This window comes from Erythrobacter sp. SG61-1L, from assembly GCF_001305965.1.
Classification (GTDB): Bacteria; Pseudomonadota; Alphaproteobacteria; order Sphingomonadales; family Sphingomonadaceae; genus Andeanibacterium.
Genome location: NZ_JXQC01000003.1, coordinates 3,636,702 through 3,648,537, shown reverse-complemented (window position 1 = coordinate 3,648,537; position 11,836 = coordinate 3,636,702). Strand labels below are relative to the sequence as shown.

9 protein-coding genes are annotated in these 11,836 nt (G+C 63.3%); 5 read left to right on the top strand and 4 right to left on the bottom strand.

What is annotated here, in order from left to right; all coding sequences use genetic code 11:
• Window positions 1-390 precede the first annotated feature (390 nt).
• The 3 genes from SZ64_RS17945 (at window position 391) to SZ64_RS17935 (ending at window position 4,182) form a co-directional block, all read left to right on the top strand.
• A complete protein-coding gene (locus SZ64_RS17945) occupies window positions 391-3,069 on the top strand; it encodes a TonB-dependent receptor (protein ID WP_054531961.1) in 2,679 nt (892 codons plus the stop codon).
• Window positions 3,070-3,184: 115 nt separating this feature from the next.
• Entirely contained in the window at window positions 3,185-3,583 is a 399-nt protein-coding gene (locus tag SZ64_RS17940; RefSeq protein WP_199797093.1) for a DUF805 domain-containing protein, read from the top strand.
• A gap of 110 nt (window positions 3,584-3,693) precedes the next feature.
• Window positions 3,694-4,182: a DUF805 domain-containing protein gene (locus SZ64_RS17935; RefSeq protein ID WP_054531962.1), complete on the top strand. Its 489-nt coding sequence runs from the start codon at window positions 3,694-3,696 to the stop codon at window positions 4,180-4,182.
• Here the strand turns inward: SZ64_RS17935 and SZ64_RS17930 are convergent.
• Window positions 4,179-6,713: an FtsX-like permease family protein gene (locus SZ64_RS17930; protein WP_054531963.1), complete on the bottom strand. Its 2,535-nt coding sequence runs from the start codon at window positions 6,711-6,713 to the stop codon at window positions 4,179-4,181. The genes SZ64_RS17935 and SZ64_RS17930 overlap by 4 nt on opposite strands.
• Window positions 6,713-7,411 carry an ATP-binding cassette domain-containing protein gene (locus tag SZ64_RS17925; protein WP_054531964.1) on the bottom strand — a complete coding sequence of 233 codons (699 nt, stop codon included), beginning with the start codon at window positions 7,409-7,411 and terminating at the stop codon, window positions 6,713-6,715. The genes SZ64_RS17930 and SZ64_RS17925 overlap by 1 nt, the downstream gene beginning before the upstream one ends.
• A 59-nt stretch (window positions 7,412-7,470) precedes the next feature.
• Between SZ64_RS17925 and SZ64_RS17920 the strand changes: the two genes are divergently transcribed.
• Both SZ64_RS17920 and SZ64_RS17915 read left to right on the top strand, forming a co-directional pair.
• The gene (locus tag SZ64_RS17920) at window positions 7,471-8,196 is read left to right on the top strand and encodes an arylesterase (protein WP_054531965.1); all 726 of its coding nucleotides are present in this window, start codon (window positions 7,471-7,473) and stop codon (window positions 8,194-8,196) included.
• Between the two features lie 195 nt (window positions 8,197-8,391).
• Window positions 8,392-9,123: a hypothetical protein gene (locus SZ64_RS17915; protein WP_156313678.1), complete on the top strand. Its 732-nt coding sequence runs from the start codon at window positions 8,392-8,394 to the stop codon at window positions 9,121-9,123.
• A gap of 88 nt (window positions 9,124-9,211) precedes the next feature.
• Here SZ64_RS17915 and SZ64_RS17910 read toward each other — a convergent pair whose 3' ends face one another.
• Window positions 9,212-11,077, bottom strand: a complete 1,866-nt coding sequence (locus SZ64_RS17910; protein WP_054531967.1) for an ABC-F family ATP-binding cassette domain-containing protein — start codon at window positions 11,075-11,077, stop codon at window positions 9,212-9,214.
• 126 nt (window positions 11,078-11,203) lie between these two features.
• On the bottom strand, window positions 11,204-11,815 hold the full coding sequence (locus SZ64_RS17905) for a hypothetical protein (protein WP_054531968.1): 612 nt from the start codon (window positions 11,813-11,815) through the stop codon (window positions 11,204-11,206).
• Window positions 11,816-11,836: the final 21 nt, after the last annotated feature.

The following is an 11,836-nucleotide window of genomic DNA, read 5'->3' as shown; positions in this document are numbered from 1 at the left end:
GGTCAGGCTCTTCTGGGTTTGCAGGTTGTCTGAAGGCTTCGGACACAATTCGCCCGGGCGCCGCGCCCCTATACACAATGCTGCATTGCGGCAAGTATAAACGGTGGAAAAGGGCGATTGTGTCATATCGAGGCACGCCGCTGTCGGGCGCGCGTCATGCTACACCAAAGTCTGTCGATCCCGCATCGGAAGGCACCATGCCGTAGCGGCAGGCTGACGCGGTGTTACCGCCGTGCAACGCGCGGTTACGTGTGAAACCGGTCTACCTATTGGAGATTGTGTGAACCTGCCAGTAACCTTATGATCGCTAAAGGAGTCCGGGCTTTGTCGGCAATCCTCGTTAAAGAAGGCGCTGCGGCAGGGTCTGGGGATGGAGAGATGGAGCCTCACATGACAATCACCGTTTCTGGTCGTGCCACAGCCATACGCGCGACCCTTCTGCTTGGTGCTGCCGGCCTTGCTCTGGCGGTCCCCTCCGTAGCTTTCGCTCAGGCTGAGGAAGAACTCGCCCAGCCTGCGGAAGACGAACCCGGTTCCGGCAATGAAATTCTGGTCACCGCGACCAAGCGCGAACAGACGCTGCAGGACGTTCCCGTCGCCGTTACGGTAGCTACCGGCGAGGCGCTGGAACGCGCGCAGATCCGCGATCTGAAGGATCTGCAGACCCTCGTGCCGTCGCTGCGCGTGACCCAGCTGCAAAGCTCCGCCAACACCAACTTCATCATTCGCGGTTTCGGCAACGGGGCGAACAATGCCGGTATCGAACCTTCGGTGGGCGTGTTCATTGACGGCGTCTATCGCAGTCGCACCGCCTCGCAGGTAAACGACCTGCCCAACGTCTCCCGCATCGAAGTGCTGCGCGGGCCGCAATCGACCCTGTTCGGCAAGAACGCTTCTGCGGGCGTCATCTCGATCGTGACGGAAGAGCCGCAGTTCGATCTCGGCGGCTCGGTCGAGGCGGGTTACGGCAATTACAACGCCGTGGTGCTCAAGGGTTACGTCACCGGCCCGCTGTCGGAGAACGTGGCGGCCAGCATCGCGGGCGGCTGGTCCGGCCGTGACGGCTACAACAAGGATCTCGGCACCGGGGACCGGACCAATGAACGTAACCGCTGGTTCGTTCGCGGCCAGTTGCTAATCGAGCCTTCGACCGACTTCAAGGCGCGGATCATCGCCGATTACGACAGTATCGACGAGAATTGCTGCGGCGTGATCAACCTCAAGCGCGCGCCCTCGCCGGGGGCGACCGACGTGATCGACGCGCTGGGCGATCTGCCCGATGCGAACCATCCTTTCGCCAATGTCGTTTACAACAATTACAACTCCACCAACGACATCAAGAACTGGGGCGTTTCGGCCCAGCTCGATTACAATGTCGGCCCGATGACGCTGACCTCCATCACGGCGTTCCGTAACAATCAGGCTGTGACCGCGCAGGATGCGGACTTCTCCAGCGCGGATCTGATCTATCCGCTGGCGGCGGACATCAACCTCGACACTTTCACGCAGGAACTGCGCATGACGGCGGAAATCGCCGACAAGGCCAGCATCCTGCTGGGCGCCTTCTACATCAAGGAGAAGGTGGACCAGACCGGCGAGCTGAAGTGGGGCAGCCAGGCCCGCGCCTATGCCAATGCGCTGATCAGCAGCCTTTCCGGCGGCAGCCAGAACATCGCCACGCTTGAGGGGACACTGGGCACGCTGGAAGGCGATCCGTCCAAATATACCAACAAGTTCTTCGCCTATCAGACCGGCAATGACGAGACCTTCACGCTGGACAGCGAGGCGATCTCGATCTTCGGCCAGATCGATTACGAAGTCGTGCCGGGCCTGACGCTGACCGTGGGCGGCAATTATACGAAGGACGTGAAGGACTACACGGCCAACATCGTCGGTTCGGATGCCTTCTCCACCGTCGATCTGGTGGCTGACGGCAATACGGCGATCTATGCGCAGGCACTGGCCACCACCATTGGCGGCCCGATGTTCCTCAATCTCAACCGCCCGGCCACGCAGGAGGAAATCGGCCTGTTCGCACAGGGCAATCCGCTGGCGTTCGGCCTGGCTTCGGATGGCGCCCATGCCTATGCCGATGCCAACGATACCGATCCGGCAGTGAACTCGCTGCTGGCGCTCAAGCCGCTGCAGTACCTGCCGCCCTTCCTCAACGTGCCGAATTCGGTGGAAGATGGCCACGTTTCGGATGACGATTTCACTTACACCATCCGGCTTGCCTATGATGTGAGCCCGGAAGTGAACATCTATGCAAGCTATGCCACCGGCTTCAAGGCGGCATCGGTCAACCTGTCGCGCGACAGCCGGCCGCTTGCCTCGGATGCGGCGGCGCTGGGTTCGGCCGGCCTGCTCAAGGTCAACCAGACCTACGGCACCCGTTATGCCGATCCCGAAAAGTCGACCGTCTACGAGTTCGGCCTGAAGGGGAACTGGGGCGTCGGCTCGGCCAACGTCGCCGTGTTCAAGCAGGAGATCCAGGGTTTCCAGTCGAACATCTTCACCGGCACCGGCTTCGCGCTGGCCAATGCGGGCAAGCAATCCACCTTCGGCGTCGAATTCGAAGGCATGGTGGAACCGACTGACGGGCTGACCTTCAATCTGGGCGTCACCTATCTCGATCCGAAATATGACGACTTCAAGTTTTCCGCAGTAGGCGACCTTACCGGCACAAAGCCGGCCGGTATCCCCGAATGGACCGTGGTGCTTGGCGGGCAGTATGAAATCGACATGGGCAATGGCGATGCGCTGTTCCTGAACGCTTCGTATCACCATGAATCCGAAGTGCAGATCGTGGAAGGCCTGCCGGGCTATATCGCCGGCGGACAGGCTGCGGCGATTGCGGCGGCGGCCCAGTTCACTCGCACGGTGGACGATGTTTCGGCTTCGATCACCTATGCGATGGATTCCGGCCTGGAATTCTCGCTGTGGGGCCGCAACCTGCTCGACGATCGCTATCTGCAGCAGGTGTTCGACTCAGTGGCTCAGCCGCTCTCGATCTCGGGCTATACCAACCAGCCGCGTACCTGGGGCGGTTCGGTGCGTTTCAAGTGGTAAGCACAACTACCTGAACCGATTGGGAAAGGGGGCCGAGTGCCCCCTTTTTCTTGCCCGCAAGCCCAGCCTGTGGTGGTCTCCCGCGAAACGATTCGGGGGGATCGGCGTGTATTGGATGTTCTTGCCGTTCCGGCGCTATTTCGACTTTTCCGGCCGTTCGCGCCGGCTGGAATACTGGCTGTTCCTGCTGTTCAACCTGTTCGTTGCCGTGTTGGTGACAATGTTGGGGATTGAAATCGAGGAAAATTCCGCGCCGGGCAAAAGCGGGGGCATGGATTTCGGCTCGAAGCTGTTGCTGGCCTATGCGCTGGGAATATCCTGCCCCGTCCTGGCACTGCAGGTACGCCGCCTTCACGATCTGGAGAAATCAGGCTGGTATGTGTTGCTCGGGCTCATCCCATATATCGGGGGGCCGGCCCTGGCATACTTATTGGCGCAGAAGGGCACGCCGGGCGAGAATGCCTATGGCCCGGACCCACTGAGGCCAGAAACCGACATTTCCGACTTCCTGTGAAGCGGAATAACCGGCGGAGCCAGTCGCATCCGCTTCCATCACGGCAAACGTGCAACAGCCGGGCCGTTACCACACCCCCGCCGGACGGGCGGGAATTGGGGGAATTGACGATGAATTGGATGTTCTTGCCGTTTAAGCGGTATTTCGACTTTTCCGGCCGTTCGCGCCGGAAGGAATTCTGGATGTTCACATTGCTGAACGTCATTCTGGCCTGCGTGCTGGCGGGCCCGTTCTATGTGCAGATGTTCAGCGCCATTTTCACCAGTGCCCAAATGGCGGGGCAGGGTGTCGAATATGATGAAAGCGTGATGGCGGCATCGATGCTGTCCAGCCCGGTCCTGATCGCCATGGTCGGAATTTACGGCATCTATGCGCTGTTCGCGCTGATTCCGTCCATCGCCGTGACCGTTCGCCGCCTGCATGATCGCAACATGTCCGGCTGGTGGTATCTGGGCTTCATCTTGCTTTCGTTGATCCCTTTCGTGGGCTTCCTCGTCACGATCGCCTTTCTGGTGATCCTGTGCCTTGACGGCACTGCAGGCCCCAATCGCTTCGGGCCGGACCCCAAGGGCCGCACCGATGTGGGCGTTTTCGCCTAAAGCTCTCTGAGTGCCTGGGCGGGGCGTGCCCGCAGCAGCGGAAGCGACCCGCCCAGTGCAAATCCCAATACCAGCGCAAGGCCCGCGCCCAGCACGGCCAGAATGCGCGGCCAGTCCGGCAGCCAGTCGAATTCGAACAGCTGGACGATCACCAGCCAGGCAAGCCCACTGCCCAGCACCAGCGCCACACCTGCCAGTACCAGAGCCAGCAGGCCATATTCGGCAAGTTGCAGCAGCAGCAGCTGTTTGCGGCTGGCGCCCAGCACGCGCAGGATCACATTGTCGTAAAGGCGGCTGGCGCGGGCGGCGGCGATGGCGCCCAACAGGACGGCCAGCCCTGCCAGCACGGCCACGGAAGCGGCGGCAAGGATGGCTGCGCCCACCTGGCTCAATATCGCTCGCGCTTCGCCCAGCACCTGCCCCACTTCGATCACCGAGCTTGAGGGGAAGGTGCGGACCATCTGTCGCAGCAGCGGGCCGGTCGCGGCACCGTCGGGCAGGTCGATTGTGGCGGCCAGATTATGCGGCGCATCGGCAATGGCATTGGGGCTGAACACCAGCACATAATTGAAGCCCATCGAATCCCAGTCGATCCGCCGGAAGCTCGCAATGCGGGCGCTGCGTTCCACTCCCAACAGGCCGACCGTGATGTAATCGCCGATCTTCAGGCCAAGCACCTGCGCCAGTTCCTCGTCGATGGAAACCAGCGGCTCGCCTGAATAATCCTTCGGCCACCATTTGCCTGCGGTCACCGTATTGCCTTCGGGCACGCCGTCCGAATAGGTCAGGCCGCGTTCGCCGCGCAGGGGCCATGCGCCTTCGGGGATTTCGTCCAGATCGGCCACGCGGATCGTCTTGCCCTTCGGGCCATAGGCCAGGATCTTGCCGCGCAGGGTAGGCACGCTGCGGATTTCCGCCTTGGGGCTGTCCTTGCGGACCAGGTCCTCGAACTCGCCGATCCGGGCGCGCGGAATGTCGAGCACGAAATAATCGGGCGCCATCTGCGGCACGCTGCGCTGGATATTGGCATCCAGGCTGGTCTGCACGCCGGCCAGCAGCACGAAGGCAGACAGGCCGAAGCCCAGCGCCGTCACCAGCGCGCCCGTTTGCGCACCGGGCCGGTGGAGATTGGCCAGCGCATTGCGCAGCAGCGGGTTGCGCGGGCGCGGCGCGCGTTCAGCCGCGCGGCGGATGGCCCAGCCTAGCAGGGCCAGTATGGCCAGCAGCCCGGCAGCCCCGCCCATGAATATGGCGCTTAGGCCCGGTTGCGGCGTGCCGATCAGGGCCAGTGCGGCAATCGCCACCAGCCCGCCGCCCACCGGTAGCAGCAACCCACGCCATTCGCGAGCCAGCGGCATCACGCGCTCGCGCATCAGGGCCATGGCTGGGAAGCGCCGAGCCTTTTCCAGTGGTGGGGCGGCGAAGATCAGCGCCACCAGCAGGCCGAAGCCCGCGGCGCGCGCCAGTGCGGCAAGGTCGATCACCAGCCCGGTCTGCACCGGCAGCAGCGAACCCAGTGCCCAGCTGAGCAATGGAGTGATGGCAATGCCCGCGATCAGGCCAGCCAGCGCGCCCGCCAGCGCGGCTGCGCCCAGTTGCAGGGCATAGATACGCGCAATGTCTCCGCTGGTCGCGCCAAGGATTTTCAGCGTGGCGATGCCGGTCCGCCGGGCCTGAAGGTAAGAGGATACTCCGCCGCCGATCCCGATCCCTGCGATCACCAAGGCGGCCAGCCCCACCAGCACCAGAAACTGGCCCATGCGCGAAACGAAGCGGTCTGCCCCCGGGGAGGCATTGTCGGAATTGCGGAATTCGAAACCGGCGGAAGGGAACAGTTCCCCGATCTTCCTGGATACGCCTTCGGCATCGTATCTGCCCCCAAAGGCGATGCGGTACTTGCCCTGATACATCGCGCCCGGCGCGACGAGGCCGGCCTCTTCCGGCAGATCGAATGGCACGATCACCGTTGGGCCAAGGGCGAAGCCTTCGCTCAGCCGGTCCGGCTCTTCCCCGATGATGCCGCCCACTTTCAGCACCTGCGTGCCCAGCCGGAAACTGTCGCCGGGGCCAACCCCCAGCCGCTCGGCCGCGCCTTGTGCCAGCCATGCCTGCCCTTCGGGCGGCGCACCGGCCTTCGTGCCATCCTTCAGCGTGAAGCTGCCGAACATCGGCCATTCGCTGTCCACGGCCTTCAGTTCGATGGGTGCGGCCATGTCTCCCGCGCTGGCGGTGGCCTGCATTCTTAGCCCGCCGGATACGCGGCCATAGCCGTTCAGCACCATCAGTTCCCTGACGGTGGGTGCGCGCTGCCACAGGCTGACTTCCAGATCGCCGCCAAGGATTTCCTTGCCCCGGCTTTTCAGCTCGCCCTCGATTGCGCCGGTCAGGGATCCGATGGCAGCCAGCGCGCCTACGCCCAGAAACAGGCAGACCAGCAGCAGGCGCAGCCCGCGAAACCGGCGGTGAAGATCGCGCCGGGCAATGGCCCAGGCAGTGGCCCAGGGCAGGGAAGTGGATGCGGCGCGGGTCATTATGCGGCCGTGTCGCTCACGATCCGGCCGTCACCCAGAGTGACCACCCGGTCGCAGCGTTCGGCCAGCGCGGGATCATGAGTGATGATCACCAGCGTGGCGCCGGTTTCGGCGCGGCGGGCGAACAACAGTTCCACAATGTCCCGGCCGGTTGCGCCGTCCAGATTGCCGGTCGGCTCGTCCGCAAAGATCAGGGTGGGGCGCGGGGCAGTGGCGCGGGCAATGGCCACGCGCTGCTGCTCGCCGCCGGAAAGCTGGGCGGGGTAATGCGTCAGGCGGTGGCCGAGGCCCACTGCCTCAAGCTCCGCGGCGGCGCGCGGCCATGCGTCTGCCTCTCCGGCCAGTTCCATCGGCGTGGCGACGTTTTCCTGCGCACTCATGGTGGGCAACAGGTGGAAGGCCTGCAGGACGATGCCGATGCGGCCCCGGCGCGCGGCGGCCAGCGCATCCTCGTCCATCGCGGCGAAATCCTGCCCGGCAACCGAAAGGCTGCCGCCGCCTGCGCGCTCCAGCCCGGAAAGGACCGACATCAGCGAGCTTTTGCCCGAACCGGAAGGGCCGAGCAGGGCCACGGTCTCCCCCGCATTCACGGTAAGGTCGATACCCTTCAGGATCTGCACGGCCGCCTCCCCCTCGCCAAGGGTGAGGGTAAGATTGCGGGCGGCAATTGCGGGCTGGCTTTGATCGGGGCTTGTCACGGCCCAGCGATGGCATAGGGATCGCTGCCAGAGCAAGTGTACCCATGGGAGTTTGGCCGATGCGCCAATGGTGTTTGTCGATTGCCCTGGCCGTTGGCCTGTCCCTCGGCCTTTCAGCATGCGGCGGCAGCGCGCCCGATCCGGCGCCGAGCGAAACGGTCGCCGCGCCCGAAAACGTGCCGGTCATGGGGCCGGAACGCCCGATCCTCGCCTTTGGAGACAGCCTGTTTGCCGGCTATAATGTCGAGCAGGCGGAAGCCTATCCGGCCAAGCTGGAGCTGGCCCTGCGCGCGCAGGGGATCAATGCGAAGGTGGCCAATGCGGGCGTCTCCGGCGATACCAGCGCGGCGGCGGCCCAGCGCTTCCTCTTCACCCTCGACAACCAGCCCGTCCCGCCCCAGCTCGTGATCGTGGAACTGGGCGGCAACGATCTGCTGCGCGGCCTCAGTCCAAGGGAAACACGCGCAAATATCGCAAGCATCCTGAAGGAACTGAATGCCCGCAAAATCCCGGCCCTGCTGATGGGAATGCGCGCTCCGCCCAATCTCGGCGCGGATTTCCAGCGCGATTTCGATGCCATCTATCCCGCGCTCGCGAAGGAATATGGCGCCGCGCTGGTGCCGTTCTTCCTTGAGGCGGTCTATGACAAGCCGGACCTGTTGCAGGACGACAAGATCCATCCCACCGCGCGCGGGATCGAGGAACTGGTCGCTGCCACTTCGGCCGATGTGGCGAAGGCGTTGCCTGAGGCCAGAGGCGACAGTCTCGCTGCGCCACCAAAGTGAGGGATCGGCGATAAATATCATGTCCTAAAGGGCAACTGGATGACCGAAAGGACAGGTCGAATGAAAGGCCGTCCGGATTATCTTCCTCTCGTGGCTAGATCAAAAAGTCAGATGAGAGGAAAGATGATGGCTTTGCTCAAACATTCGCTTGCTGCTGGTATCGCTATATTTGCGACCGTCGCTGCTTCGCCGGCCTTGGCTCATACCAAGGCTGGTCAGTTCTCGCTCGGGGTTGATGGGGGCATGGATTTTGCCATCGATGGCACGATGCATGGCGGCGAAAATGTCGATATTGCCGATCTTGGTATCCTCAACCCCGCATTGTCCGGCATTCCGGCGGAATTGCAGATCGGCGAGCGCAGCCAGCGGGACGTTTATGACGATGCCTGGGGGATCGGCGCCGAGCTTGCTTATGGCCTGAGCGACAGCTCCGAATTGTTCGGTTCGGTCCGTTATCTCGAAGCGCAGGGCAACAAGATCAATGTCGGTCAGGCAGCGGCTGGCGCTCCGGTAAATGCCAGCTTGCCAGTGTTTGGCGATTTTTCCGATTATAAGGCGCTCTCGGTGGAACTTGGCTTCCGCCAGTACCTGATGCCGGACAGCGGAATTTCGCCGTATATTGCCGGCCGGTTGGGCGTGGCCCGCCTTTCGGAGATTTCGTCTACCTTCACGGTTCCCGACGCCGGCATCACGCTGACCGACACGCCCTTCTCGGATTCGTCATGGGTGTTTTCGGCGGGCGCCGATCTTGGCTTGTCGATCAAGGTAAACGAAGGTTTCTTCCTGCAGCCTGAGGTAGGCTTGCATTACGCCGACGGCGCATCTGGCGATGACAGCGCGCTGGGTGGGCTTGGCCTGTCTTCGATCAACGATTCCGGTTCGCGCCTGTCGGTCCCGGTTCGGTTGAGGGCCAAATTCGCGTTCTGATCTTTCCCCGGTCAGCTCTGACTCCCTCAGGCTGATTGAGAAGGGCCTCGCCGTTCCCCCCCTTTTGCGGCGAGGCCCATTTTCGTTTCTAGCCGGCGCCTTCCAGCTGCTCGCCCAGTGCGAGCCATTCAATTTCCAGTCGCTCCAGTTCGTCGGAAACCTGCGCCCGCTGCGTCAGAAGTTCGGTCATGGTCTTGCCCGCAAGCTGGGCGGAGGAATTGGCGGGTTCGTACATCGCCCGGTCGATCTCGGTGCAATGCGCCTGCAATTTGGCGATGGATTTTTCGACGCGGGTGATTTCCGATTTGATGTAGCGGGCCTGCGCCTGCGATTTGCCGGATGGCTTGGCCGGAGCCTTTGCACCCTTGGCGCCGCCATCCTTCTTCGGCTGGTTCCGGCCCAGCACGAAGTCGATATAATCCTCCATGCTGCCGGAATAATCCTTCGCCGTCCCGTCATCGACTAGCACCAGGCGGTCGGCCGTCAGCTCGACCATGTGGCGATCGTGGCTGATCAGGATCACCGCGCCGGAATAGTCGTTCAGCGCCTGCACCAGTGCCTCGCGCGCATCCACGTCAAGGTGGTTGGTTGGCTCGTCCAGGATGAGCATATGCGGTGCATCGCGGGTGATCAGCGCCAGCGCCAGCCTTGCGCGCTCGCCGCCCGAAAGCTGGCCCACCAGTGTGGTCGCGCGATTGCCGGAAAAGCCGAACCGCCCCAGCTGTGCACGCACGGCGGCGGGGGAGTGGCCCTCCATCGCGCGGGTCATATGTTCCAGCGGCGTCGCGTCGGTGGCCAGTTCTTCCACCTGATACTGTGTGAAATAGCCGACCTTCATCCGGCCGGATGCGTGCATGGCCCCTTCCATCGGCGTCAATTGGGCCGCCAGCAGGCGGGCGAGGGTTGTCTTGCCGTTGCCGTTGCGGCCTAGCAGGGCGATCCGCTCATCCGGGTCGATCCGCAGGTTCAGGCGGCGCAGCACCGGCTTTTCCTCGGTATAACCCACCGAGGCGAGATCCAGCGAGATCAGGGGCGGTCGCAATTCGCCCGGATCGGGGAAATCGAAGCTCAGCGAAGGATCGTCGATCAGTGCGGCGATAGGCTGCATCTTCGCCAGCATCTTGGCGCGGGACTGCGCCTGCTTGGCCGTGGAAGCACGCGCGCTGTTACGGGCGACGTAATCCTGCAGGCGTGCGCGTTGGGCGTCCTGCGATGCCTTGGCGGCGGCGAGCTGCGCGGCCCGCTCCGCCCGCTGGCGCTCGAAACTGTCATAGCCGCCGGGATAGAGCGTCAGCTTGCCGCCTTGCAGGTGCAGGATATGGTCCACCACATTGTTGAGCAGGTCACGCTCGTGGCTGATCACCACCAGCGTGGCCGGATAGGACTTGAGGAAGTTCTCCAGCCACAGCGTGGCTTCCAGATCGAGGTGGTTCGAAGGTTCGTCCAGCAGCAGCACGTCAGGCTGGGAAAACAGCAGCGCAGCCAGCGCGACGCGCATTTTCCAGCCGCCAGAAAAGCTGTCCAGCGGGCGGGACTGCATTTCCTCGTCAAAGCCGAGGCCGATGAGGATGCGGGCCGCGCGCGAGGGCGCGCTATAGGCGTCGATCGCCAGCAGGCGGTCATGAATGTCGCCCAGGCGGTGCGGATCGGTGCAGGTCTCGGATTCTTCCAGCAACTGCGCCCGCTCGACATCGGCGGCAAGCACGGCCTGTTCCGGCGTGATCGTGCCGCTCGGCGCTTCCTGCGCGATGTAGCCCAGCCGCGTGCGGCGGGGCATCTCGATCTCGCCCTCGTCAGGGTCGAGCGCGCCGATCATCGCTTTCATAAGCGTCGATTTGCCGGCCCCGTTGCGGCCGATCAGCCCGACCCGTCCACCGGGCGGAATCGCAGCGCTCGCGCGGTCAAGGATGGTCCGGCCGCCAAGCCGCACGGTAACGCCATTAATTGTCAGCATGGGCGCGCTCTAGCAGCACATGTCGGCCAGCCCAAGCCGCGATCTGCCGGGTTGCCGACCGAAAGCGATGCGCCGGTTCGAACCAGCAGGGGAATTCTCCTGCAGCCAGAACCGGCGCGCGCCGGACTATTGTGTGACCTTGGCAATCGGTTCCTTGGTGAAGACGTTCACCACCTGCCCGACAGGCATGACCGCAGACCGGCCAGTGATGATCATTGATCCCAGCAATGCACCGGCCGTATTGCCACGGCCTTCCTGACGATGGGAGCCGCGCAGGGCGAAGTCCCGCCCGTTCACGCGAACCCGCTCAAACGTCAGTTCGAACTTCGCGGATTTGCCGACAATGCCCTTGCCCGTGCGCCAGGTGACTGTGGCAGTGACCGGCGAGCCGCGGGGGATGATGACGACGCCGTCCTGAACGACGTCTTCAACAACCAGAAATTCGCGTGTGGTGCCTTCCTTCATCTTCTTGGAAGTGATTTCTTCGGCTGGCGTAACCAGAACCAGCGTGTTCACCGGCAGCACGATCTGCTTGCGGGTGGAGGCGACCGGCGCTGGAACGAACATTTCCGCAGGCTGGCTTGGTGCTGCTGCAGGTTCAGGCGGGGTCGGCGCGTCTTCCCTGGATGAGTCCTGCGTTGGCGCAGGAACCAGAACCCCGGGCGTGTCTGCCGCCATGGCATTGGTTGAAGCCAGTATTCCCGCCAGGCCGGCGGTTGCGATCCCGATATATTTCATAGAGCCCCCGTCTTCATGTGA